Origin of the sequence: Conexibacter sp. CPCC 206217, from assembly GCF_030646165.1 — a bacterium.
Taxonomy (GTDB): domain Bacteria; phylum Actinomycetota; class Thermoleophilia; order Solirubrobacterales; family Solirubrobacteraceae; genus Conexibacter.
In genome coordinates this window covers 52,172-75,319 of the sequence record NZ_JAUTDO010000016.1, presented here as the reverse complement: position 1 = coordinate 75,319, position 23,148 = coordinate 52,172, and the positions used below count along the sequence as shown (strand labels likewise).

At 71.9% G+C, this 23,148-nt stretch carries 22 protein-coding genes; 3 read left to right on the top strand and 19 right to left on the bottom strand.

The window, feature by feature from the left end; translation table 11 throughout:
- Positions 1-71 precede the first annotated feature (71 nt).
- The 3 genes from pgk to Q7L65_RS26810 form a co-directional block, all read right to left on the bottom strand.
- Positions 72-1,238, bottom strand: a complete 1,167-nt coding sequence (gene pgk / locus Q7L65_RS26820; RefSeq protein WP_304726437.1) for a phosphoglycerate kinase — start codon at positions 1,236-1,238, stop codon at positions 72-74.
- Positions 1,235-2,236, bottom strand: coding sequence for a type I glyceraldehyde-3-phosphate dehydrogenase (gap, locus tag Q7L65_RS26815; RefSeq protein ID WP_304726435.1), 1,002 nt, complete (start codon positions 2,234-2,236; stop codon positions 1,235-1,237). The genes pgk and gap overlap by 4 nt, the downstream gene beginning before the upstream one ends.
- 178 nt (positions 2,237-2,414) lie before the next feature.
- On the bottom strand, positions 2,415-3,926 hold the full coding sequence (locus Q7L65_RS26810) for a PLP-dependent aminotransferase family protein (protein ID WP_304726433.1): 1,512 nt from the start codon (positions 3,924-3,926) through the stop codon (positions 2,415-2,417).
- Between the two features lie 67 nt (positions 3,927-3,993).
- On the opposite strand from Q7L65_RS26810, the gene Q7L65_RS26805 reads away from it, so the two are divergent.
- Positions 3,994-4,659 carry a pyridoxamine 5'-phosphate oxidase family protein gene (locus tag Q7L65_RS26805; protein ID WP_304726432.1) on the top strand — a complete coding sequence of 222 codons (666 nt, stop codon included), beginning with the start codon at positions 3,994-3,996 and terminating at the stop codon, positions 4,657-4,659.
- Here the strand turns inward: Q7L65_RS26805 and pdxH are convergent.
- The 14 genes from pdxH to Q7L65_RS26735 all read right to left on the bottom strand — a co-directional run bounded on the left by pdxH (position 4,656) and on the right by Q7L65_RS26735 (position 18,281).
- Entirely contained in the window at positions 4,656-5,264 is a 609-nt protein-coding gene (gene pdxH / locus Q7L65_RS26800) for a pyridoxamine 5'-phosphate oxidase (protein WP_304726430.1), read from the bottom strand. The two genes, Q7L65_RS26805 and pdxH, sit on opposite strands and share 4 nt — an antisense overlap.
- Positions 5,265-5,349: 85 nt before the next feature.
- Positions 5,350-5,718: a VOC family protein gene (locus tag Q7L65_RS26795; protein WP_304726428.1), complete on the bottom strand. Its 369-nt coding sequence runs from the start codon at positions 5,716-5,718 to the stop codon at positions 5,350-5,352.
- 42 nt (positions 5,719-5,760) lie between these two features.
- Complete coding sequence (gene rapZ / locus Q7L65_RS26790) at positions 5,761-6,729, bottom strand: RNase adapter RapZ (RefSeq protein ID WP_304726426.1); 969 nt, start codon at positions 6,727-6,729, stop codon at positions 5,761-5,763.
- Positions 6,730-6,822: 93 nt separating this feature from the next.
- Positions 6,823-8,754 (bottom strand): excinuclease ABC subunit UvrC, encoded by a 1,932-nt coding sequence (gene uvrC / locus Q7L65_RS26785; RefSeq protein WP_304726424.1) that lies wholly within the window; start codon positions 8,752-8,754, stop codon positions 6,823-6,825.
- 346 nt (positions 8,755-9,100) lie between these two features.
- Positions 9,101-10,357, bottom strand: a complete 1,257-nt coding sequence (locus Q7L65_RS26780; RefSeq protein WP_304726422.1) for a transglycosylase SLT domain-containing protein — start codon at positions 10,355-10,357, stop codon at positions 9,101-9,103.
- A 152-nt stretch (positions 10,358-10,509) separates the two neighbouring features.
- A complete protein-coding gene (locus Q7L65_RS26775; RefSeq protein ID WP_304726420.1) occupies positions 10,510-11,280 on the bottom strand; it encodes a hypothetical protein in 771 nt (256 codons plus the stop codon).
- Entirely contained in the window at positions 11,277-11,651 is a 375-nt protein-coding gene (locus tag Q7L65_RS26770; RefSeq protein ID WP_304726418.1) for a hypothetical protein, read from the bottom strand. Before Q7L65_RS26770 ends, Q7L65_RS26775 begins: the two co-directional genes overlap by 4 nt.
- The gene (locus Q7L65_RS26765) at positions 11,648-11,989 is read right to left on the bottom strand and encodes a hypothetical protein (protein WP_304726416.1); all 342 of its coding nucleotides are present in this window, start codon (positions 11,987-11,989) and stop codon (positions 11,648-11,650) included. Before Q7L65_RS26765 ends, Q7L65_RS26770 begins: the two co-directional genes overlap by 4 nt.
- Positions 11,990-12,187: 198 nt before the next feature.
- Complete coding sequence (locus Q7L65_RS26760; RefSeq protein ID WP_304726414.1) at positions 12,188-13,024, bottom strand: DUF6597 domain-containing transcriptional factor; 837 nt, start codon at positions 13,022-13,024, stop codon at positions 12,188-12,190.
- The gene (locus Q7L65_RS26755; RefSeq protein ID WP_304726412.1) at positions 13,005-13,358 is read right to left on the bottom strand and encodes a hypothetical protein; all 354 of its coding nucleotides are present in this window, start codon (positions 13,356-13,358) and stop codon (positions 13,005-13,007) included. Before Q7L65_RS26755 ends, Q7L65_RS26760 begins: the two co-directional genes overlap by 20 nt.
- Positions 13,359-13,464: 106 nt before the next feature.
- Positions 13,465-14,319 (bottom strand): response regulator transcription factor, encoded by an 855-nt coding sequence (locus Q7L65_RS26750; protein ID WP_304726410.1) that lies wholly within the window; start codon positions 14,317-14,319, stop codon positions 13,465-13,467.
- A 173-nt stretch (positions 14,320-14,492) separates the two neighbouring features.
- Positions 14,493-15,185, bottom strand: a complete 693-nt coding sequence (gene phoU / locus Q7L65_RS26745) for a phosphate signaling complex protein PhoU (RefSeq protein ID WP_304726408.1) — start codon at positions 15,183-15,185, stop codon at positions 14,493-14,495.
- A 22-nt stretch (positions 15,186-15,207) separates the two neighbouring features.
- A complete protein-coding gene (locus tag Q7L65_RS26740) occupies positions 15,208-16,170 on the bottom strand; it encodes a sugar phosphate isomerase/epimerase (protein ID WP_304726405.1) in 963 nt (320 codons plus the stop codon).
- Positions 16,171-16,295: 125 nt separating this feature from the next.
- Positions 16,296-18,281 carry an ABC-F family ATP-binding cassette domain-containing protein gene (locus tag Q7L65_RS26735; protein WP_304726402.1) on the bottom strand — a complete coding sequence of 662 codons (1,986 nt, stop codon included), beginning with the start codon at positions 18,279-18,281 and terminating at the stop codon, positions 16,296-16,298.
- A gap of 90 nt (positions 18,282-18,371) precedes the next feature.
- Here Q7L65_RS26735 and Q7L65_RS26730 point away from each other — a divergent pair, with 90 nt between their 5' ends.
- A complete protein-coding gene (locus Q7L65_RS26730) occupies positions 18,372-18,668 on the top strand; it encodes a hypothetical protein (protein ID WP_304726399.1) in 297 nt (98 codons plus the stop codon).
- A gap of 112 nt (positions 18,669-18,780) precedes the next feature.
- The gene (locus Q7L65_RS26725) at positions 18,781-20,766 is read left to right on the top strand and encodes an SDR family oxidoreductase (protein WP_304726397.1); all 1,986 of its coding nucleotides are present in this window, start codon (positions 18,781-18,783) and stop codon (positions 20,764-20,766) included.
- A 6-nt stretch (positions 20,767-20,772) separates the two neighbouring features.
- Here the strand turns inward: Q7L65_RS26725 and Q7L65_RS26720 are convergent, their stop codons facing one another.
- Together Q7L65_RS26720 and Q7L65_RS26715 are read right to left on the bottom strand one after the other, a co-directional pair.
- Complete coding sequence (locus Q7L65_RS26720; protein ID WP_304726394.1) at positions 20,773-21,636, bottom strand: HD domain-containing protein; 864 nt, start codon at positions 21,634-21,636, stop codon at positions 20,773-20,775.
- A 72-nt stretch (positions 21,637-21,708) separates the two neighbouring features.
- The gene (locus Q7L65_RS26715; protein ID WP_304726392.1) at positions 21,709-23,070 is read right to left on the bottom strand and encodes a hypothetical protein; all 1,362 of its coding nucleotides are present in this window, start codon (positions 23,068-23,070) and stop codon (positions 21,709-21,711) included.
- Positions 23,071-23,148 lie beyond the last annotated feature (78 nt).

The window sequence follows — 23,148 nt, the reverse complement described above, 5'->3', positions numbered from 1 at the left end:
CCGGAAAGAACGAGCCCCCTGGGCGAGATCTTTCGCCGCATCCCGAGGCCGCAGGCCGAGCGGTTGCGCGCTCACTTGAGCGCCTCCACTCCGGGCAGCTTCTTGCCCTCGATCAGCTCCAGCGACGCGCCACCGCCCGTTGACAGATGCGTGACGCGATCGCCCAGCCCGAACTGCTGCAGCGCCGCGGCGCTGTCGCCGCCGCCGACGACCGTCGTGCCCTCGCACGCGGCGACCGCCTCGGCGACCGCGCGCGTGCCGGCCGCGAACGGCTCCAGTTCGAACGCGCCCATCGGGCCGTTCCAGAAGACCGTCCCGGCCTTCGCGATCTCGTCCGCGTAGCGCTGCGCGGTGCGCGGGCCGACGTCGAGGCCCATCCAGCCGTCGGGTACGTCGACGCCGTCGAGCACCCTGTGCTCGGCCTCCGCCGCGAAGCGGTCGGCGATCACGAGGTCGATCGGCAGCTCCAGGTGCGAGCGGTCCATGCGCGACTGCGCGAGCGCGTCCTTCGCCGGTCCGACGCCCTCGGCCTCGCACAGCGAGTCGCCGACGGAGTGGCCCTGCGCCTTGAAGAACGGGAAGCCCATCGCGCCGCCGATCAGGATCGTGTCGGCGACGTGCATGAAGCGGTCGATGACGGCGATCTTGTCCGTCACCTTCGCGCCGCCGATGATCGCGACCAGCGGCTTTCTCGGGTGCTCGAGGATCCCGCCGAGCGTCTTGACCTCGCGCTCCAGCAGCCGGCCGGCGGCGTGCGGCAGGCGTCTGGCGACGCCCTCCGTCGAGGCGTGCGCGCGGTGCGCGGCACCGAACGCGTCGTTGACGTAGACGTCCGCCAGCGACGCGAGCGCGGCCGCGAGGTCGGGGTCGTTCTTCGTCTCGCCCGGCTCGTAGCGGACGTTCTCAAGCAGCAGCAGCTCACCGGGCTTCAGCGCGTTCGCGAGCGCCGTGACCTGGTCGCCGACGACGCCGGGCGCGAGCTTGACCGGCTTGCCGATCAGCTCGGCGAGCCGATCGGCGACGGGCCGCAGCGAGAGCTCCGGGTCACGCTCCTTCGGACGGCCGAGGTGCGACACGAGGATCAGCGCCGCGCCTCTGCCGAGCAGCTCTTCGAGCGTCGGCAGCGCACCTCTGATGCGCGTGTCGTCGGTCACCTCGCCGTCCTTCAGCGGGACGTTGAAATCGACGCGGACGAGGACCTTCTTGCCCTCGACGCCGAGATCGTCGAGCGTCTTCACAGCACCTTCTGCACGAGGTCGACGACGCGGCTGGAGTAGCCCCACTCGTTGTCGTACCAGGCGACAACCTTGACCATTGTTCCTTCGAGCACCGCGGTCAGCTGGGAGTCGACGATCGACGAGCGCGAGTCCTTGACGATGTCGCTGGAGACGATCGGGTCCGTCGTGTAGCCGAGGATGCCCTTCAGCGGGCCGTCCTCGGAGGCGGCCTTCAGCGCCGCGTTGACCTCGTCGACGCTCGTCGCGCGCTTGGCGACGATCGTCAGGTCGACGACCGAGCCGGTCGGGACGGGGGCGCGGACCGCGAAGCCGTTCAGCTTGCCGTTCAGCTCGGGAATCACCACGCCGATCGCCTTCGCGGCGCCGGTCGACGCCGGGATCAGGTTGACCGCGGCGGCGCGAGCGCGGCGCAGGTCCTTGTGCGGCATGTCCTGCAGGCGCTGATCCGCGGTGTACGCGTGGATCGTCGTCATCAGGCCGTGGTCGATGCCGACGGTGTCGTTGAGGACCTTCGCGACCGGCGCGAGGCAGTTCGTCGTGCAGGACGCGTTCGAGATGACCGCGTGCTCGGCCTTGTCGTACGTGTCGAAGTTCACGCCGAGCACGACGGTCGCGTCCGGGCCCGTCGCGGGCGCGGAGATGATGACCTTCTTGGCGCCGCCGGCAAGGTGCTTGGCGGCGTCCTCGCGCTTGGTGAAGAAACCGGTCGACTCGATCACGACGTCGACGCCGAGGTCGCCCCACGGCAGCGCTCCGGGATCACGCTCGGCGAGGACCTTGATCTCCTTGCCGTCGACCTTGATGCCGCCGGGGACCTCCTCCACCGTTCCCGGGAACGGGCCGAGGATCGAGTCGTACTTGAGCAGGTGCGCGAGCGTCTTGACGTCCGTGAGGTCGTTGACCGCAACGAACTCGATGTCGGCGCCCTGTTCCTGAGCAGCCCGGAAGACGTTGCGGCCGATCCGGCCGAAGCCGTTGATCCCAACCCGAAGCGGCATGCGTGCGAGTCCTTCCGTAGGCGACTGAAATAAGGAGGAAAAGGCCGGTCAGCGTGGTACCCGGCGGGGCTGGAGGGTATCAGCGGTCCCCGTTCCCATCAGTGCTCGTGGCCTATGCGGCGATGGCGGGCGCGGCGCGCGGGTCAGGCAGCCGGGACGTGAGCGGGTGGCACCCGCATCAGCTCGCCGCGGCGCGGATCGCGGCCACGAGCGCGGCGACCGCGGGGGCGACGGCCGGCTCGGTCACGTTCGCGTAGCCGACGACGAGCGCGGGGGCGCCGTGGCCGAGTCCGTCGAGCGCGACGCCGCGCGCGCGAGCCGCGGCGAGCACCGCCCGCTCGTCGAGCTGCGGCGGCAGGCGCAGGACCGCGTGCAGCCCGGCCGCGGCGCCCTCGACCGCGACGTCGGGCAACTCGCGCGCGAGCGCCTGCAGCAGCGCGTCGCGCTGGCGGCGGTAGCGGCGGCGCTGTCGGCGCAGGTGGCGGTCCAGCTCGCCGCGCTCGATCAGGTCCGCGAGCGCGAGCTGGTCCAGCGGCGCGGGCATGCCGCCGAGCCGGCGCTGGGTCGCGACGACCGCTGCGACGAGCGGCGTCGGCAGCACGAGCCAGCCGATCCGGACCGCGGGCGCGAGCGTCTTGGATGCGCTTCCGCCGTAGACGACGACGTCTGGCGCGAGCCCCTGCAGCGAGCCGATCGGCTTGCGGTCGTAGCGAAACTCGGCGTCGTAGTCGTCTTCCACGACGACGGCCCCGCGGCGCTGCGCCCACGCGACGAGCGACCCGCGGCGTGCGGCCGAGAGCACCGCGCCGGTCGGAAACTGGTGCGCGGGAGTGATTCCGACCGCGTCGACCCCGAGCTGCTCGATCGCGTCGACGTCGGCGCCGTCGTCGTCAACCGCGAGCGGCACCGTCTCCCACCCAGCGGCTTCGGCGGTCTGAGTCCACCCGCGCCAGCCGGGGCGCTCGAACGCGACGCGCATCGCGCGGCGATCCCCGTCCGTCGCGCCGTTCCCGCGCCCGTCCGCGCGCCGGCCGTCCGTCGCGCCATCTCGCCGATCGTCCCGCCCCCGCTCCGCCAGCGCCGCCCACAACAGCCCGAGCCCCTGCCGCAGGCCGCTCGTGACGACGATCTGCTGCGGCGCGGCGCGCACGCCGCGGACGCGGCCGAGGTAGGCGGCGAGCGTCTCGCGCAGCTCCGGCACGCCGGCCGGATCGGCGTACCCGAGCCGCTCGTCCGGCGCAGCGCGCAGCACCCGCGAGACCGCCGCGAGCCAGGCGCCGCGCGGAAAGCCCGACAGCGCGGGCAGCGCGGGCCGCAGGTCATGGCGCATCGGCGCCGGCGCCGTCCGCCCGGCGCCGACCACGGCGCCCGACCAGTCGGACCCGCCGAGTGCATCCGTGGTGCCGGCGCCGGCGGCCGCCCCGCCGCCGACGACCCCCGCTCCCCCTCCCTCCGCCACCGTCGTCCCGCCCCCGCGGCGGGTGCGGAGGTAACCCTCGGCGGCGAGCTGGGCGTAGGCCTCGACGACGACGCCGCGGGAGACGCCGAGCTGGAGCGCGAGCGCGCGGGTCGACGGCAGGCGCGTGCCGGGCGCGAGGCGGCCGCAGCGGACGGCTTCGCGCAGCGCGTGTTCGGCGCGACGGCGCAGGGTCGTACCGGGAGCGGCGTCGAGGTCGAGCAACAGGTCCACTTGGCCCCACATTCTTACGCGCGAATGGCTCTTGGTGACGGAGCCAAGTGCACGTAGCGTATCGGCCATGCCAGCTCATGTCGCAGCTCCCAGCCCGCGCTCGCGCATCGCCCGCGTGCCGAGACGCGGCGTCTACGACCGCGCCACGATCGACGCGATCCTCGACGAGTCGCTCGTCGCCCACGTCGGCTTCGCCGTCGACCAGCAGCCGTACGTGATCCCGATGCTGGTCGCGCGCATCGACGACCGCGTCTACGTGCACGGCTCGACCGCCAGCCGGACGGTGCGCAAGCTCGCTGCCGGCGTGCCCGCCTGCCTGACGACCACGCTGATCGACGGCGTCGTGCTCGCCCGCTCCGCCTTCCACCACTCGATGAACTACCGCAGCGTCGTCGTGCTCGGCACGGCCGCGCTGGTCGAGGGCGCCGACGAGCGCGCCACCGCGCTGGAGGCGTTCACGGAGAAGCTCCTCCCCGGCCGCTGGGCGGAGGTGCGCACGCCCAACGAACGGGAGCTGAAGGGCACGCGCGTGCTCGCGATGGACCTCGCCGAGGCGTCCGCGAAGGTCCGCGACGGCGGCCCGGCCGACGACGAGGACGACTACGGGCTCGACGTCTGGGCCGGCGTCGTCCCGCTCGAGATGCGCGCCGGCGCGCCCCTTCCCGACGAGCGTCTGCGGGCGGGCATCGAGCCGTCGGCGGCCGTGGCGGGGTGGGCGGCCGGGCGCCGCTAAGGCTGCAGCCGCACCCGCCGCCAGCCGCCGTCGGGCGCGCGGGTGTAGGCGAAGCGGTCGTGGAGGCGGTTCTCGCGGCCTTGCCAGAACTCGATCTCGCGCGGGACGAGGCGGTAGCCGCCCCAGTGCGGCGGACGCTCGACGTCGCGTCCCTCCCACTCGCGCTCCAGCTCCGCCACGCGCGCCTCCAACTCGCTGCGGTCGGCCAGCTCGCGGCTCTGCTGCGAGGCCCACGCGCCGATCTGGCTACCGCGCGGACGGGTCGCGAAGTAGGCGTCGGAGGCCGCGGCGTCGAGTTGCTCGGTGTCGCCGGTGACGCGAATCTGCCGGAACATCGGGATCCAGACGAACGCCAGCGCGGCGCGCGCGTCGGCGGCCAACTCGCTGGCCTTGCGGCTCTCGTAGTTGGTGAAGAACTGGAAGCCGCGCTCGTCAACGCTCTTCAGCAGCACGATCCGCGCCGACGGGCGGCCGTCGGCCGCGACGGTCGCGAGCGTCATCGCATCCGCCTGCGGCATCTTTGCGGCACGCGCGTCGGCGTACCAGCGGCGGAACAGCTCGATCGGATCGTCGAGCAGGTCGGATTCGGTCAGCGCGAGGTCCATGTCGCAGGGGATCCTGCCAAAGCGGGCTCGTCAGCGGGCGGCCGCGACACCAGAGACGACGCCCGCCAGCGGCTTCGCGTGCCGCTCAGCCCCCGCTGCGCGACACCAGTTCGACGCGCAGCCCGTCGGGGTCGCGCAGGTAGCCGGCGTAGCATCCGCTTCCGTACCGCGGACGCGGGCCGGGCGCCCCCTCGTCGCGGCCGCCGTGCGCCAGTCCCGCGGCGTGCGCCTCGTCGACCGCGACGCGGCCGCTCGCGCGCAGCGCCACGTGGCCGTACCCCGGCGCCGCCGGCAGCCCCCGCACGACGACCCACAGCTGCGGATCGTTGACGCCCCAGGCGACCGCGTGCTCGCTCTCGAACATCCGCCGCGCGCCGATCGCATGGAAGACGGCGTCGTAGAAGCGCGCCGCGCGAGCGAGGTCCGCGACCTCGAAGCCGATGTGGTCGAACACGTCCGCGTTGTATCAGGCGGGCGCGTCGGCGCCCGCCGCCGGCTACTTCGTCGGCCGCTCGACGTCCCGGTGCGCTAGCTCGACGAGGTAGTCGCCCTCGGCCTTGTAGCGCTGCGCGAGCTGCTCGGTGATCGCGACAGAGCGGTGGCGCCCGCCGGTGCAGCCGATCGCGACCGACAGGTGCGACTTGCCCTCCGCGACGTACTGCGGCAGCAGATAGTCGAGCATCGGGAAGAGCCGCTCGTAGAACGCGTCGAGCGCGCCGTCGCGGTTGACGTAGGCGGCGACGTCGGGGTCCTTGCCGGTGAGCGGACGCAGCTCCGGCTCGTAGTGCGGATTCGGCAGGAAGCGGACGTCGAACAGCAGGTCCGCGTCGCGCGCGGGACCGTGCTTGAAGCCGAAGCTCTGAAACGTGACCGCGAGGCGGCCGGGAGTGCGCGTCGGCAGCAGCGCGTCGGCGAGCTTGCGCCGCAGCATCGCCGCGTTGAGACCGGTCGTTTCGATCACCACGTCGGCGCGTTCCCTCACCGGCGCCAGCAGCGCGCGCTCGCGGGCGATGCCGTCGGCGACGGTGCCGGTCGGCGACAGCGGGTGGCGCCGGCGCGTCTCCTGGTAGCGCGTCAGCAGCGTCTGCTCGTCCGCCTCGAGGAACAGCAGCCTGTACGCCACGCCCGCCCGCTCCAGCTCGCCGAGCACCGCGACGAGCCCCGCGAAGTAGCTGCCGCCGCGCGCGTCGGAGACGACCGCGGCGCGCTCGACCTTCGAGCCCTCGTGCATGAACAGGTCGGCCAGCGACCTGATCATCTCGGGCGGCAGGTTGTCGACGCAGAAGTAGCCCTCGTCCTCGAACGCAGCCATCGCCGTCGACTTCCCCGCGCCGGAGAAGCCCGTGATCACGACGAGGTCGTTCAGAGCGGGGCTGCGGATCACCGACTGCTCCGACGTCACCTCGAGCCTGCGGGTGCCGCGGCGCAGACGGTCCCCGAGCCTCGTAGGCCGGGAAACGCTCATGGGTGCATTGTGACGGGTGGAGCAGTCGTCCGTGTGAAGGTCCCGTTGCAGCAGCTTGGACGGGAACGCTCCACTGCGCGATGCATCGGCGTCTCAGTGCCCCGTCTTGTTGAGCTGCAGATAGAGATCGCGGGCGACCTTGCCCGGCAGGCCGGGGACCGCCTCCAGCTCCTCGCGCGTCGCCGCGAGGAACGCCTCGGGCGAGCCGAAATGTCTCAGCAGCGCCTGTTTGCGCGCCGGCCCGACGCCCGGCAGCGTGTCCAGCACCGACGCCGTCATCGCTCTGTCGCGGCGGATGCGATGGTGGCCGATCGCGAAGCGGTGAGCCTCGTCGCGCACGCGCTGCAGCAGTTGCAGCTCAGGCGTGTCGTGCGGCAGGACGATCGGCTCGGGACGCCCCGGCACGAACACCTCCTCGATTCTCTTCGCGAGCGAGACGATCGCGACGCCACGCCGGGCGAAGCCGTCGAGCACCTTCATGCCGGCCGACAGCTGACCCTTGCCGCCGTCGATCACGAGCAGGTTCGGCAGCGCCGCGAAGCTGGCGTCGTAGCCGTCGTCGTGGGGCGAGCGATCGTGCTGGCGCTCGTACTGCGCGAGACGGCGCGACAGCACCTCCTCCATCGAGGCGAAGTCGTCCGGCACGCCTTCGACGCCTTCGCGCAGCGTGAAGCGACGGTAGTCGGACTTCTTCGTCGCGCCCGCCTCCAGCACGACCATCGAGGCGACCGTGTGCGTGCCGCCGACGTGCGAGATGTCGAAGCACTCGACCCGCAGCGGGATCGTGTCGAGGTTCAGCGCGCGCTGCAGGCCGTCGAGCGCGTCGACGCGCTGCTGGCGTCTGCGCTCGCTGCGGAGTCTCTCCTGGTCGAGCTGGAGCTTCGCGTTGCGTTCGGCCAGTTCGAGGATGCGGCGCTTGTCGCCGCGCTCAGCGGCGCGCAACTCGACGGCGCTGCCGCGGCGCGCGCTCAGCGCAGCGGCGATCGTCTCCTCCTGCTCGGCCAGCTGCTGCTGCACGATCAGCAGCGGCGGGATCATCAGCGAGCTGCCGTAGTACTGCAGGATGAACGCCTCGGCGACAGCGGCGACGTCGTCGCCGGCCAGGTTCTCCAGGTAGAAGCCCTGGCGGTCCGACAGCACCCCGTCGCGCACCTGGAAGACCTGAGCGTTGGCATCCTGGCCCTCGACGGCGATCGCGATCGCGTCGAGCGTGCCGACGGAGGCGTTCGTGACGCGCTGGCGTTCCAGCAGCGAGCGAATCGATCTGAGCCGGTTGCGCTCTCGCGCGGCGTCCTCGAAACGCTGCTCGGCGGCGGCCTCTCTCATGTTCGCCTCGATCGCGGACTCGATCGCGCGGTAGCGGCCGGAGAGGAAGTCGATCACCCCGTCGATCGACGTGCGGTACTGCTCCTTGGTGACGTAGCCGACGCACGGTGCCTCGCACCGCTTGATGTAGTAGTCGAGGCACGGCGAGCCGCTGCGGCGGCCGGGCGTCGGGCCGTCGCAGCTGCGGAACATGAAGATCTTGCCGAGCAGGTCGAGCGTCTCGCGCACGCGCTTGGCGTTGGAGTACGGGCCGAAGTAGGCGCGCTCGCGCCGGTGACGCTCGCGGGTGAAATAGACGCGCGGATAGTCCTCGTCGAGCGAGATCCCGATGTACGGATACGACTTGTCGTCGCGCAGTCGGATGTTGAAGCGCGGCTTGTACTGCTTGATGAAGTTCTGCTCGGTGAGCAGCGCCTCGGACTCGGTCGAGACGACGAGCGAGTCGATCCGATCGATCATCGGCAGCAGATCTCTGCCCATCTGCGTGCTCGGGTTCGAGAAGTGCGATGCGACGCGCTTCTTGATCGACTTCGCCTTGCCGACGTAGATGACCGTCCCCTTCGCGTTGCGGAAGAGGTACACGCCGGGCTGATCTGGCAGCCCACGCCGCTGCTCCGCGAGCCGCTGCTCCCGGTCTGTCGCCTTCTCCGCCGCGCCAGCGCCGCCGCCGTCCCAGCCGTGTCCGTTGGAGCCTTCCATCCGCTCCATCGAGGATAGGTGAGTCGGCCCAGACGTCCGGGTGCGGCGGAGCAGCGCTCATGTCCGATGCGACGATCGCTCGCGGAGGCCGCCCAGGTCAGGTGCGGCGATCCCCTACAGGAGCCGCTCCGCTGTCGCCACGGTCGCGCCGGCGCCGGTTCAGGCGCAGCACCGCGAGCTTCACGCCGAACAGCGCCACGAATCCGCGGATCCGCGCGACCGAGCCCCCGATCAAGCCGCCGACCGCCGCCCCGGAACGCCACCGTCGACGGCTCACCCGGATCGGGCAGTTGCCCCGACGCGAGCAGCCCGCTGGCGACGCGGTGCGCTGACCGGAGCGTGTCCGTCATCTCACGAGCCGGACGTCGAGCGTGGTGCCGAGACCGGCGGTGTCGCCGGCGCCGCCGAGCAGGCCGAGGATCCGCGCGACGTAGGCCTGCGTCTCGGGATACGGCGGGATGCACCCGCATCCGCTGACCGCTCCCGGGCCGGCGTTGTAGGCCGCCAGGGCGAGCGGGACGGTGCCGAACTGGCGCAGCAGGTCCCGCATCATGCGGCCCTGCGCGTCGATCGCGCTGGGGGCGTCGAACGGATCGTCAAGACCGTAGGCAGCGGCGGTGCCGGGCATGAACTGCGCGATCCCCTGCGCGCCAGCCGAGGAGACGGCGAAGGGATTGAATCCGGACTCCGCGTACAACTGCGCCGCGAGCAGTGCCGCCGAGACGTTCCAACGCTGCGCGGCCTGCGCGATCGCGGGCGCGAATTGTGCCGGGACGAACGACGGCATCGTCGCGCCGCCGTCTCCTCCACCGCCATAACCGACTGAGGTCGTGCCAGCGTTAAGCGTGAATCCGAAATGCCAAGGTTCCCAGGCGTAGCGCTTGATGAAGTGGAATCGCGACGCGTTCGCCGCCAGCCACCCGTAGGCGCTCTCCGGGCCGAGGTCCAACTCGGTGCCGAGCCGGTGCAGGGATCTCCCGGGCGGAGCGACCCATCTCGGATCCGGATGCGCGGCGAACAGGCGCGCCTGCTCAGCGGTGCTGCGCCATCCGCTGGAGACGATCAGGGCGTGGCCGTCCTGGGCGGCCGCAGCGGCCATGCGGTCGAACGCGAGCGCCACGTCCGGGCGCATCGGCTTGCCCTGGCGCAGCGCCAGCGGCCCGGAGTAGTCGCCTGGTCCGGCGGCGAGTGCGTCCGCCGATATCGCGGGCGTCAGCTCAGCCTCGGCGCTCGCGTCGACGGCCGCCTCGCGGCGCTCGCCGCCGACCTCGAAGACCGCCGGATCGCGTACCTCGACGCGGATCCGGGTCGGCGCGAACGAGCCGCCGTCGGGGAATGCGACCTCGATCCGCTCCGCGCCGTTGAGCTTCGCGGTGGCCAGCGCGCGCTCACGCGCCTGTGCGAGGTAGGCGCCGCGGGAGAGATACGCGGGGTTCGGCTCGCGTCCGATGTAGGCGGGCACGAACAACCGCGGATAGCTCCCCCGCATCGCCCGCACACCGCCGAGCGCGGCGAGATCCGCCGCACGCTGATTGTCGCCTCTGCGGCCCAGTCCGCTCGCGATCCCGCCGAGCACGACGGCCGCGATCAGCACAACTGCCATCGCGGCGACAAGCACCAACAGGGCCTGCCCACTCTCGTCGGAGCAGCGTCGAAGCGATCGGTCGTGACGCCCGCCTTCGCCCGAGCGGCGGCTTGACGACGCCTCGCGCTGCACGCACTCGCCGGCGTCGTGCGGTCGTCGCATGGCCCGACTCACCACGGCGCCTTCCCGATCCCTAGCTGCGCGACCGCCCGGCGAGCGAACGCCGGTGCGTGCAGGCCCGCCATCGCCACGCCCGCTTCGAACCGTCCGGGCGCCTGCACGGCGACCACCGGCCGGTCGAGCGCCGCGACGCTGGTCAACACCAACTGGAGCAGCGCCGCAGATGCATCGGGCGCCCGCACGACAACGACGGTGTCGTGCCAGCCGAGCACGCGATCGAGCGCCTGCGAGCGTGCGAACGGGATCGCGAGCGCGCAGGGCGCCGCCACGGCGGCCGCCGCGCGTGTCAGGTCCGCGCTGAGGGCCGCCGCGGCGTCGGCCGGGCCGACCGCCAGCTGCGACCGCCCGGCCTCGGTGCTGGTGGGCTGCACTCGCCGATCGGCAAGCCACACCAGGCGCCCGCGCGCCTGTGCCTGGTGCCCGCCACGGCGCAACTGCGCCGCCGCTCGCGCTGCCGACGGCACCAGCGAACCAGCACCGGCCGGCGCGACGCCGACGCCGACAGCGGCGGCGAGCGCAAACGGACGGCCGCACGCACGTGCCAGCGCCAACGCGATCGCGGCAGTGACTGCGGCGCCGCGCGGGGTCGTGCAGAGCACGGCGACATTCGGGAGCGCGCCCGATCGCCGCACCGTGCGAGTCGCCGAAACGGCATCGCCGAACAGACCACCGAAGCCGCTGACCGCGCCGCTCGTGGTGACGAAGCCGTGCCCTGAAGCGTTGCCGAGGCGCGCGCCGGCGCCGTCGCTCGCAGCGCTCATGACGCAGGCCCCGCGTCAGCGGTCGCCGCTGCCCGCAAGCGCTCGCCGAGGCCAGGCAGCAACGACGGCGGGTCGAGGCGGACGCGGACCTTCGTGCCGTGCACCGACACGTCGATCCGTCCGCGCGCCCAACCGGGCACCGCAGCGCGTGCGGCTGCAGCGCCGTCGCGGCCCTGCGCAATCGCGACAGCGCCGCTCTGCGCGGCATGGTCGGCCAGCTCGGCCGCGGCACCAGCAGCGAGCGCCTGCAGCATCGCGAGCGCGACGACGCCGAACAGCGGCATCAGCGCGACGAACTCGACGGCTGCCTGCCCGCGTTCACCGGCGCGCTGCGCGCCCAGAACGCCGCGCCAACCGAATCGGGCGGTCATCTCTGGTCCTCGAACCGGGCGCGGGTGGTGATCGCCGTGAGCTGGCCGTCGCCGAGCACGAAGGGGATCTGCACGATCAGGGCGATGCCGCCGTCTCTTTCGCGGCGGATGCGCAGGTCGTGTTCCAGCTTTCCCGGCAGGACGCCGCGGGCAGCGCGCAGCGCGTCGCCGCCGACGGCGTCGGCCCGGGCTGCGGCGCGCGCGGCGCCGCCGGAGAACCAGACCGCCGAGCCCGCGAGCGCGACCTGCCACAGCAGTGCGATCACGAGCCCGACGCAGGGCAGCAGCGCGACCAGTTCGACCGTCGCCTGGCCATCGTCGGAGCGGAGAGGTGACATGCCGATCACCGTCCCAGCCACCCCTGTGGAGGATCTAGACGCGAGTGTGACGATTCTGCGCAGATGCGCGCGCATCGTCGCCACTCGCGCGAGCGGCGCGCGCGTTCGATGCGAAGCTGCGCGAGATCGCGCCCGCGGGGGACCGCAGGGCCACTGTCGTAGAGCGGTGGTAGCCCTGCGGTCCTGCGCGGGCGCGGGTCAACCGCCGGCCAGCAGGCGGCGCGGCGAGACGCCCGCCAGACGCCGGCATTCGCGCGAGAGGTGCGCCTGGTCGGCGTAGCCGACGTCGAGGGCGATGCGTGCCAAGCCGAGGGTGCCGGCGTCGCCGTCTGTTCGCCGATCGCTGTGCTCGCTTCGCATCGGCTCCGGCTCGGCCCATGCCGCCGTCAGGAACCGCTGGAACCGCAGCACGCGCGCGAGCGTCTTCGGTCCGTAGCCGACAGCCGCTCTGAACCGCCGCAGCAACTGCCGCTCGCTGACGCCGAGCGCATCGCTCAGCTCACCCACGCGCGTCCGCTCGTGCGCGATCGCCGCCGCCGCCACCACGAGTCGATCGGCGGACGCGGCCTCAGCGCGCCGCGCCAGCACCGCCTGTTCGAGCAGGTCGAGCTGCGCGTCGACCGCACCCAGCGCTCCCATCTCCCCCATCTCCGCCAGCCGATCCGCGAGGCGCTCGGCGGCGTCGGCTCCCCACAGCTCGCTCAGCGCGACGTTGCGGTCGCGCAGCTCGCTCAGGGGGATCCCGGCGAGCGCGGCGCCCGCGCCCGGCGCGAAGCGGACGCCGAGCGTCACCGTGCCGGCGGGCAACGGCGCCAGCACCGCGCCGGTCGCCGGGCCGGCGACGATCAGCTGCCGGCCGGCCAGCCAGATCAGGTCGATGCAGCCGTCTGGGACGACGCGCTGCGTGTGGTCTGCGCGGATCTGCTGCTGCCAGCGGCAGGCGATCAGGTCGTGCAGCTCGGCGCGCGGTGGCGCCTCGCGATAGTCGGAGCGAGCGGTCGGCGGGACGGGCGCGTCAGTATTCGCGCGCGGCACGGAAGACGTAGTAAACGCCGTAGATCGGCACGCAGACGAGCACGAACCAGGCGATCACGCCCGCGCCGGTGTCCCACATGCGGTCCGCCGCGACCAGCAGGAACGTCGCCAGCGCGACCGATCCGTAGAGGATCGCGCGGTTGCGATCGCCGAGGCCGTAGAGCTCGACGCGCCGCTCGCGGTACAGCCTGATCGCCAGATACGCCAGCGCGGCCAGCATCACGATCACGAGCGTCTGCAGGATCGCGTCGCTCGCGCGGCCGCCGCCGGGCACCAGCATAACGGCGGCGCCCAGCACCAGGATGATCACGACGTTGCGGACGGTCTGGGTCATCTACGACCTATTGCAGCACACTCGCGGTCGCGCCGGGGACAACCCGGCGCGAACGTCCGGCGGCGCGCTGCGGGACGAGCCCGCGCACGCCGCGCAAGGGAGTGCGTCAGCCGATCGAGGCGAAGCTGTTGTCGCCGGCGAGCGCCTGCTCGCGGGCGATCGGAGCGACCGCGCTCTCGTCCTCCGACGGCGCGCCGTCGGCGGCCTCGGGAGCGAAGCGGTAGCCGACGCCGAAGTGCGTGTGGATGTAGCGCCACTGCGGTGAGGCGCGCTCCAGCTTCTGACGCAGCTTGCGCACGAACACGTCGACCGAGCGGTCGCCGTGGGCCATCGCGTAGCCCCACACGCGCTGGTAGATCGCCTCGCGCTCGAGCACCTGGCCGGCGTTGCCGGCGAGCAGGCGGATCAACTCGAACTCGCGCCGCGTGAGGTCGAGGCTGCGCGAGCCGACGAAGGCCTGGAACTGATCCGGGCGGATCGAGATCTCGCCGGCCTCCACCACCGGGCGCTCGACCGGCGGCGAGGCCAGACGGCCACGGCGCACGATCGCCTCGATGCGGGCGACGAGCTCCTCCGGGTGACACGGCTTGCCGAGCCAGTCGTCGGCGCCGATCCGCAGCGCGCGCACGCGCTGGGCGACGGTCGATGGTCCGGTGCAGACGATCACCGGCAGCGCCGGCAGCGCCGCGCAGACCTGTTCGAGATACGCCCAGCCGGGCGCCCCGAGCACCGCGAGGTCGATCACGAGCGCGCCGAGACGCATCGACACCAGCTCGTCCACCGGCACCGCGCCGGTCAGGATCCGCTGCTGCCAACCACGCGCTCGCACGCGCTTCTCGACCACCTGAAGGAAACCACTGTCGCCGTCGATGATGGCGAGGCGAAGGGGGGCCGTCCGCGACCCCGGGGCGTGTGACTCATCTTGGGGGGAAGTCACACCCGCGGTGTAAGCCGTGTTCATGGTGGCTGGGATTCTAGCCCCCGGGGGCGACGTGGGAGGTACCGGTCCTGGCGCGGTAACAACCCGTTCACATCCACGGGCCAAGAATCCGGAACGACCCGTCAGAAGCGACCCTGAACCCCGGAACGCAGTTCGCGCGCGCCCGGCGAACCGGAACGCGGAACGCAGGTCGGTCAGTCGAGCCGGACGTGCGACGCGTCGGAGAACTCGCGGAACAGGCCCGTCACGACGAAGGCGGTCTGCTCGCCGATGTCGACCGCGTTGTCGCCGATCCGCTCGAGGCAGCGCGCCACGAGCGTCATGTGCATCGCCCACTCGCGCAGGTCCGGGTCGTCGCCGATCGCGACGGCGCGGGTGAAGATCTCACGGTTGAGCGCGTTGACGTCGCGGTCGAGCAGCACCAGCTCCTCCGCCAGCGGCACCTCGCGCGCGGAGAACGCACGCTTGCACTGCAGCGTCTGCGCGCGCACATGCGCACCCATCCTCGCGATGTGGCTCAGCAGCTGGCGATCGGTCTCCGGCTCGCGTCCGTCGAGCGGGACGAGCTTCGCGATCGTCACGCACTGGTCGCCCATCCGCTCGATGTGGCGGATCACGTGCAGCAGCGCGGCGACGACGCGCAGGTCGCCGGCGACCGGCGCCTGGAGCGCCAGCAGCGACAGGATCGCCTGGTGCGTCTCCAGATAGCGCCCGTCGATGCGGTCGTCGTCGGCGACGACCACGCTCGCGAGCTCGACGTCGCGCTCCATCAGCGCCTCCAGCGCGCGATCCAGCGCCTCGACGACCATGTCGAGCCCTTCGAGCGTCTGATGCTCGATCTGCGCGAGCTGGTCGCGGTACTCCTGGCGCATCTGAACCATGTGCATGGTCATGTTCCTATTCCCGCGCTCAACTGCGCGTCAGCAACTCGGCGCTGACGGTTGCCAGCCGCAGCGGCTCGGGGCGATGCCCGGGCGCGATCTCCATCAGCAGCGGCGCGGTGTGCGCGCGCAGCAGCGGCGCGAGCACGCGCCACGGCAGCGTGCCTCGACCCGGCGGCATGTGCAGGTCCAGCCGCAGCGGCGGGATCCCTGGCGGCGTGTCGGCGCCGCGACCGGCGCCGAGGTTGTCGTGCACGTGGAACAGCACGACCTCGTCGATCGCGGACGCCAGCACGTCGACGAGCGCGAGTCCGTCGAGCTGAGCGGTCACGTGCGCGTGACCGAGGTCGAACGCCATCCCCACGGCCGGCGAGTCGACGCGGCGCACCAGATCGCGGACGTGCAGCGGCGCGTGGCCGGGCTCGCGCCGAGCGGACGGCACCGGGTAGGCCGGCGCGAGGTTCTCGACCGCCAGCAGCATGCCGGTGCGCTCGGCCAGCGCGGCGAAGCGGCGCAGGGCGGCCTCTTCGGCGAGCCAGGCGGGGTCGTCGGCCGTGCCAGCGAGGTCGGCCGCGGGCGAGTCGGCGGCGGAGGCCGCGGAGCCAGCCGGCGCCGGGTGGTACACGACGATCTCCGCGCCGATCGCGACGGCGCAGTCGAGCAGCCCCGCGAACGCGCGGTCGTGCAGCGTGCTGCCGAGCTGCAGCGCGTCCGGCGCGTGCAGCACGACGCGCAGCCCGGTCGGTGCGAGCACCGCGCGCAGGCAGTCCGCGTACCTGCGGGCGGTGAGCGCGTCCGCGAGCATCTCGACCGGCGGCGCGTGCAGCTGCGTCCAGCTGTAGCCGCAGGCCTCCAGGCGCTTCAGCTCGGGAGCGGTCGGCCACGTCTCACGCGGGACGTCGAGACCGAGCCGACCACCGAGCGGGCGCTGGCCCGAGGGGCTCGCGAGACGCGCTGGCGTACGCGGGCGGTCGATCGTGACGTCGCTCATGGCGCGACGGTAAGGGCGCCCGATCGTGAACGTGTGTTACGCGTGTGATGAAGTCGTGACCGCCCGGTGAACCAGGCGCATCGACGCGGCCTGAAGCGTGTTCACGCGCCCCGCCGTGACCGTGCTCAGCTGGCGACTGCCTCGTAGCGCGCGTACAGCTCTTCGACGGCTCGTCTGGCGGCCGCGTGGCGCTCTGTCGACGCCGCGGTTCTGCTGGGGTCGGCCCACGCCGACGGATCCGCCAGCTCCTCCTCCAGCGCGGCGAGCGCGGTCTCGGCCGCCTCGATCTCGCGCTCCAGCCTCTTCGCTTCCTTCTGCGCGTTCTTGGAGCGGGCCGGCTGTGCGGGCTGGATCGCCTTGGGCGGCTGCTTGCCGGCGGCGGCCTTCGCGCCGTTGCCTCTGTTGCCGGCACCCGCGCCCCCGCCGCGTCCGTTGCCGCCGCCGTCGGACGCTGCGCCCTTGGCGCTCTTGGCAGCCTGCCTGCCGCTTCTGACCGCGGCCGCCTCGGCCGCTCTGCGCTCGTCGCGGATCCGCACGTAGTCGGCCCAGCCGCCCTCGTAGGTGTTGAGTCTGCCGTCCTCGATCGCGACCGTGCGCGAGCCGACGGCGTCGAGCAGCGCGCGATCGTGGGAGACCAGCAGCAGCGAGCCGTCGAACGCCTCGAGCGCGTCCTCGAGCGCCTCGCGGCTCTCGACGTCGAGGTGGTTGGTCGGCTCGTCGAGGATCAGCACGTTGGCGCCGGAGCTGACGAGGATCGCCAGCGACAGCCGCTGGCGCTCGCCGCCCGAGAGGCCGTTGAGCGGCTTCTGCGCGTCCTCGCCGGAGAACAGGAAGCGGCCCAGCAGCGCGCGCGCCTTGTTCGGCGTCAGTCTCGTCGCGCGCGAGCAGGCGTCGAGCACGCTGCCGGTCTCGCCAAGGTTCTCGGCATGCTGGGAGAGATAGCCGAGCTGGATGTTGTGCCCGGTGCGGAGCTTGCCGGCGGGCAGCGGGCGCTGGCCGGCGAGCGTGTCGATCAGCGTCGTCTTGCCGGTCCCGTTGGGGCCGACGAGCGCGACGTGCTCGCCGCGCTCCAGCCACAGCTCGGCGTGCTCGAGCAGCACCTTGCCGGGGACCTCGATGCGACCGTCCTCCAGCTCGAAGATGACGCGGCCCGTGCGCTCGGATCTCTGGAACTGGAACGAGAGCCCGTCGTTGTCGCGCGGGTCGCGTTCGATCCGTTCGATTCTGTCGAGCCGCTTGACGCGCGACTGCGCCTGTCTGGCCTTCGTCGCCTTCGCGCGGAAGCGTTCGACGAACTTCTCCAGGCGCGCGATCTCGGCCTGTTGCTTGTCGATCGCCCGGCCGAGCGCCAGTTCGCGGGCGGCCTGCTCCTGGCGCCACTTGTGCCACGGGCCGGCGAAGAAGCGCGAGCGTCCGGCCTCCAGCTCCAGCACCGAGGTGCCGACGGCCTCGAGGAACCAGCGGTCGTGCGCGACGAGCACGACGGCGGCGTCCATCGTCACGAGGTACTGCTCCAGCCACTCCAGCGACGCGATGTCGAGGTGGTTGGTCGGCTCGTCCAGCAGCAGCAGGTCGGGGCCCGCCGCGAGCACGCGCGCGAGCGAGCCGCGCGTCAGCTGGCCGCCGGAGAAGGTCGACAGCTCGCGGTCGAGGTCGTCGTCCTTGAAGCCGAGCCCATGCAGCATCGCCTGCTGGTTGTCGCGCCAGCGGTAGCCGCCGAAATGCTCGAGTCGCGCCTGCGCGCGCGCGTAGGCGTTGAGCGTCGGCTCCTCGTAGTCGCCGTCGGCCATCTTCTGCTCCAGGCGCGCCAGCTCCTGCTCGACCTCGACGATCTCTCTCGCGCCCGACAACACGTAGTCGCGCAGCGTCAGGTTCTGCTCGCGCGGCGGACGCTGGTCGTGCAGGGCTATCTTCGCGCCCTTCTGGTGGACCAGCTCGCCGACGTCGATCGGCGTCTGCCCCGCGATCATCCGCAGCAGCGTCGTCTTGCCGGCGCCGTTGCGTCCGGACAGGGTCATGCGGTCTCTGCGCTCGAGCTTGAACGAGACGCCGCGCATGAGCGGCGAGCCGGCAACGTCCTTGCCGATGTCTGATGCGATCACGACGGCCATCGCCCCTCATGGTAGGTGGACGCGGGCAAGCGGGCGGCGAGGCCGCGTCGGGGCACGTCCGGGACCTGGTCCGTTATTGTTCGCGGCCTCATGAAGCGCACGACCACACGCCTGCTCACCACGCTCGTCGCGACGAGCTTCGTCCTGCTGATGACGGCGCCGATGGCGCTGGCGTCGATAGACCACGGCGGCGTCTCGGGCCAGGGCCTCTACGGCGAGACCGACGACAGAGTCGTCACGAACGCCGGCTTCATCGTGATCGCGTTCTTCCCGTTGCTGATCTTCGTGCTCAGCATGGTGCAGTGGCGCCTCGACAAGCGCAGAGATGCGCGCAAGGCCGCCGTCAAGGCCCGCGCGGGCACCAGAGAGTGGACGGGCGGCTGGTAGCGCGTACGCGCCCGCCCCCTCCCCTCTTCACGCTCCCACCTCCTTCCAGTCGGCTACCGCTGCTCCGGCCCCGTCGCGGGTATAGGGTTGGCTCGACCCAGGGAGGAGCCCGATGAACTACTTCGTGACCGGCGGTACCGGTCTGATCGGCCGGCATCTGATCGAGCGTCTGCTCGAACGCGACGGCGTCGACGACGTCTACGTGCTCGTGCGGGCCGGATCGGTCGACAAGCTGGCCGCGCAGGTCGACCGGCTCGAAGGCGGTGAGCGCGTGAGACCGGTCATCGGCGACCTCGCGCTGCCGAACCTCGGTCTCCCCGACGAGCGGATCGCCGAGCTGAACGGCTCGGTCGACCACTTCTTCCACCTCGCCGCGATCTACGACATGACCGCGGGCGAGGAGCACAACCGCGTCGCCAACGTCGACGGCACCCGCCACGCGATTGCACTCGCCAACGCGCTCGACGCCGGCACCTTCCACCACATCTCCTCGATCGCCGCGGCCGGCAGATTCAAGGGCCTCTTCCGCGAGGACATGTTCGACGAGGGGCAGAAGCTCGACCACCCGTACCACCGTTCGAAGTTCGAGTCCGAGCGGCTCGCGCGCACGCAGACGAGAATGGGCTGGCGCGTCTACCGGCCCGCGGTCGTCGTCGGTCACTCGCAGACCGGCGAGATGGACAAGGTCGACGGCCCGTACTACTTCTTCAAGGCGATCCAGAAGCTGCGCAGCATGCTGCCGCAGTGGTTCCCGCTCGTCGGGCCGGAGCTGGGCTACACGAACATCGTGCCGGTCGACTTCGTCGCCGCCGCGATCGACCACATCGCCCACCAGCCCGACCTCGACGGCCAGGCGTTCCACCTCGCCGACCCGCGCCCGCTGCGCTCCGGCGAGGCGATGAACGAGTTCGCGCGCGCCGCGCACGCGCCGCAGCTGACGATCCGGATCGACCGTCGTCTGACGCAGGCGCTGCCGAAGGGCACGATCTCGATGCTGATGAAGCTGCCGGCGGCGAAGGGCGTGCGCAGAAGCCTCCTCGCCGACTACGGGATCCCGGACGAGATCGTCGACCACATCGCGCTGACCGCGCAGTTCGACACGCGCGACACGGAGCGGGCGCTGGAGGGCAGCGGGATCGAGGTGCCGCCGCTGTCGTCGTACGCGACGAAGCTGTGGGACTACTGGGAGCGCAACCTCGACCCGGACCTCTACAGAGACCACTCGTTCGAGGGCGCCGTCAACGGCAAGACGGTGATCATCACCGGCGCCTCCAGCGGCATCGGCCGCGCGGCGGCGCTGAAGATCGCGCGCGCGGGCGGGATCCCGCTGCTGGTCGCGCGCAGCGCCGACAAGCTCGAGGAGACCAAGAACGAGATCGAGGCGCTCGGCGGGACGGCGTACGTCTACACCGCCGACCTCTCCGACACGGCCGCGATCGAGCAGCTGACGGAGCGGATCTTCGCCGACCATCCCGCGGTCGACGTGCTCGTCAACAACGCCGGGCGCTCGATCCGGCGCTCGATCGCGCTGTCGTATGACCGCTTCCACGACTTCGAGCGCACGATCCAGCTCAACTACCTCGGCACGATCAAGCTGATCATCCAGCTGCTGCCGCACATGCGCGAGCGCAGAGTCGGCCACATCGTCAACGTCTCGTCGATCGGCGTGCAGACGAACCCGCCGCGCTTCTCCGCCTACGTCGCGTCGAAGGCGGCGCTCGACGCGTTCACGCGCGTCGTCGGCTCCGAGACGATCGGCGACAACGTCTCCTTCACGACGATCCACATGCCGCTCGTGCGCACGGCGATGATCGCGCCGACGAGAATCTACGACTCGTTCCCGACGATCTCGCCGGACGAGGCGGCCGACCTGATCTGCGAGGCGATCCGCTCCAAGCCGAAGCAGATCAACACGCGGCTGGGGACGTTCGGCGAGGTCGCCTACGCGCTCGCGCCGAAGGCGGTCGACCAGATACTGCACATGGCCTACAAGGTCTTCCCCGACTCGGCGGCCTCGAAGGGCGCGGTCGATCCGGGCGAGCACGCCTCGACCGAGCAGGTCGCGCTGGCACACCTGATGAGAGGCGTGCACTGGTAGGGCACGTCAGATCCGGAAGACGGGCACGAGGCGTCTCTCGTGCTCGGCGTCGATCCGCGCGATCACCTCGACGTGCTCCTCGAGGCCGGAGCCGCGCAGCTTCGTCGCGAGCAGCTCGTCGACCTGGAAGATGCCGGCGCTGTTGGACATCGCGATCTCGACAAGGACCGCACGGTCCCTGCCGGCGACGATCTTGACCTCCTCGATCGCGTATGCCGACAGTGAGTGGATGTTCTGCCGGCCGCCCTCGAACGGGACGCGCGAGCGACCGCGGGCCATGTCGAGCGCGTCGGCGACGCGGACGATCCCCGCCTCGATCGTGAACGGGTCGCCGCGGCGGCGATGGCCGATGATCGCGTGCATCGTCTCGGCGACGACGATCGTGCGCTCCGGTTCGTCGTAGACGTCAGCCAGCAGCGCCGGCAGCTTCTGGGCCGTCAAGAAGAGGCTGTACTCCTCGTGATCGGCGCGGTGGACCGTCATGCCGGTGTCGTGCAGCATCGCGGCGGCCGCGATCACGACCTCGGCGTCGCGCTCGCTCATGCCGTAGTCGGCGACGACGTTGGGGACCACGCCGCGGCGGAACAGCAGCCGCGCGAGTCGCAGCGCGCTGTTGAGCACGATCTGGATGTGGATCCACGAGTGGTCGGACATCCCCAGCCGGCGCGTGGCGTTGACGGCGGAGACATGCCACCAGGCCTTCACCTGCTCGTCGGCGTTGACCGCGCGCAGCAGCCCTTCGAGCTTGCGGTTGCCGCGCGTGGGAACGCGAATCCGCACGTCGGCGATCGCGTCGCGCGGAAGGCGGTCGGACGGGTCGACCTGCGCCGGCAGCTCGTCGAGCGGATCGATCGGCTCGTCGATGCTCACGGCCGGGATTGGATCGTCACGCTGACCATCGTGCGCGAGAGGCTAGCGGGCGTGGCGTGGCGGCGCGGTCGGTCATGCGGCGCGGCAGTCGTCGCGGGGGAGGAATGGGAGGCCGGGAAGGCGGGTGAGGGCGGTGATCAGCTGCAGGCTGTCGCTCGAGCGCTGGAAGCTGCCTCCGAGGCCGACGCCGAGCGAGACTCTGGCACCGTACTCGGTCGCCGACGAGCGCTTGCTGTAGGCGCGCACGTCGATCTGGGAGTCCTCGGCGAGGCGGGCGCCGAGCGCGCGCACGGCCGCCGGGAGCTGCCGGTACGAGCCGGGGTCGCGCAGCGTGTCGATGACCGCGGCCGCGACCGCCTCGTTGGCCGGATCGGTGAGGTCGAGCGTCGCCTCCAGCTCGACGACGCCGCCGCGCAGTTCGTTCGCGCCGCCGTTGGCGGACTTGGTCGAACCCGCTCCCCTGCCTGCCGATCCGGCTCTGCTCCCGCCCGCCGATCTGGTTCCCCTCCCGCCCACCGTCCCCGCAACGCCGGCCTTCCCGCTCGCCGCGCCCGCGACGGAGACGCGCAGCGCGCGACGCTCGCCGTTGGGACCCAGCTCGTACGCCAGCACCGCCTGCCCGCCGCCGGCCAGATCGAGTCCGCTCGCGGGCAGCTCCAGCTGCCCGGTCGCGTCCGCGCTGAGCTCGACGTACCACGTCGACGAGCCGTCGCGCGACGTGCGGTGGCCGATCACGCCGCCCGCCGAGGCGACCGCCTCCGACGGCTTGCCGCCGAGCCCGAAGCTGAGCAGCAGCTTGGCGTTGCCCCCGCCCTGCTCGAACACCTCGTCGGGCTCGGGCAGCTGCTCGTGCGGGCTCCAGCCGAGCGCGTCGCACAGCAGCGAGCAGGCGCTGCGAACATCGTCGACGAGCTTGCCCCTGATCGTCGCCTTGTCGCCGAAGCGCGCGACGAAGTCCGCCGCGGCGGCAGCGTCGGGAAACGACCACGAGCGTCCCGAACCCCAGTCGACGCCGGCGCCGGCTCTCGCAACCGCGCCGGCCTTCCCGCCCGCCGCAGCCTCAGCACCGAACTGGAAGACCGCGCCCACGTCGCTGCCGTCCGCGAGCGTGACGGTGACGCTGCCGTCGGAGCTGCGCACCGCGCTCAGCGTCCCGCTGCTGCCCAGCTCGACCATCGCGATCGTCTCGCCGAGTCGCTCCTTGCGGTTGGTCTTCTCGACCGGGCACGCGTCAAGATCGTCGACGCTCGCCACGAGTCGCGGGCACGGCCCCGGCGCGACCGCGCAGATACCGCGCTGCAAGCCCGCGAGCAGACCGCTGCCGATGCCGCTGGCGCTGATCCCGACGAGCGCCGCGAGCGCGATCGCGACGATCGCCAGCAGCGCCGCGTACTCGTTTGCGGCCTGCCCCTGTTCCCCACGCAGTCGTCCCATCGACCGAGCATTGCGCGCCCGAAGCGGCGATTCGGGCGTTCACGCGTGACTTTTCACAGAGCCTGCGCAGAGAATTTG

What these genes read in the sequence shown, in the direction of transcription:
- gap (WP_304726435.1), bottom strand. Translation starts at nt 2,236, where the DNA reads ATGCCGCTTCGGGTTGGGATCAACGGCTTCGGCCGGATCGGCCGCAAC.
- Q7L65_RS26805 (WP_304726432.1), top strand. Translation starts at nt 3,994, where the DNA reads ATGCCAGCTCATGTCGCAGCTCCCAGCCCGCGCTCGCGCATCGCCCGC.
- pdxH (WP_304726430.1), bottom strand. Translation starts at nt 5,264, where the DNA reads ATGGACCTCGCGCTGACCGAATCCGACCTGCTCGACGATCCGATCGAG.
- rapZ (WP_304726426.1), bottom strand. Translation starts at nt 6,729, where the DNA reads ATGAGCGTTTCCCGGCCTACGAGGCTCGGGGACCGTCTGCGCCGCGGC.
- uvrC (WP_304726424.1), bottom strand. Translation starts at nt 8,754, where the DNA reads ATGGAAGGCTCCAACGGACACGGCTGGGACGGCGGCGGCGCTGGCGCG.
- Q7L65_RS26780 (WP_304726422.1), bottom strand. Translation starts at nt 10,357, where the DNA reads ATGGCAGTTGTGCTGATCGCGGCCGTCGTGCTCGGCGGGATCGCGAGC.
- Q7L65_RS26775 (WP_304726420.1), bottom strand. Translation starts at nt 11,280, where the DNA reads ATGAGCGCTGCGAGCGACGGCGCCGGCGCGCGCCTCGGCAACGCTTCA.
- Q7L65_RS26770 (WP_304726418.1), bottom strand. Translation starts at nt 11,651, where the DNA reads ATGACCGCCCGATTCGGTTGGCGCGGCGTTCTGGGCGCGCAGCGCGCC.
- Q7L65_RS26765 (WP_304726416.1), bottom strand. Translation starts at nt 11,989, where the DNA reads ATGTCACCTCTCCGCTCCGACGATGGCCAGGCGACGGTCGAACTGGTC.
- Q7L65_RS26755 (WP_304726412.1), bottom strand. Translation starts at nt 13,358, where the DNA reads ATGACCCAGACCGTCCGCAACGTCGTGATCATCCTGGTGCTGGGCGCC.
- Q7L65_RS26750 (WP_304726410.1), bottom strand. Translation starts at nt 14,319, where the DNA reads ATGAACACGGCTTACACCGCGGGTGTGACTTCCCCCCAAGATGAGTCA.
- phoU (WP_304726408.1), bottom strand. Translation starts at nt 15,185, where the DNA reads ATGCACATGGTTCAGATGCGCCAGGAGTACCGCGACCAGCTCGCGCAG.
- Q7L65_RS26740 (WP_304726405.1), bottom strand. Translation starts at nt 16,170, where the DNA reads ATGAGCGACGTCACGATCGACCGCCCGCGTACGCCAGCGCGTCTCGCG.
- Q7L65_RS26735 (WP_304726402.1), bottom strand. Translation starts at nt 18,281, where the DNA reads ATGGCCGTCGTGATCGCATCAGACATCGGCAAGGACGTTGCCGGCTCG.
- Q7L65_RS26730 (WP_304726399.1), top strand. Translation starts at nt 18,372, where the DNA reads ATGAAGCGCACGACCACACGCCTGCTCACCACGCTCGTCGCGACGAGC.
- Q7L65_RS26725 (WP_304726397.1), top strand. Translation starts at nt 18,781, where the DNA reads ATGAACTACTTCGTGACCGGCGGTACCGGTCTGATCGGCCGGCATCTG.
- Q7L65_RS26715 (WP_304726392.1), bottom strand. Translation starts at nt 23,070, where the DNA reads ATGGGACGACTGCGTGGGGAACAGGGGCAGGCCGCAAACGAGTACGCG.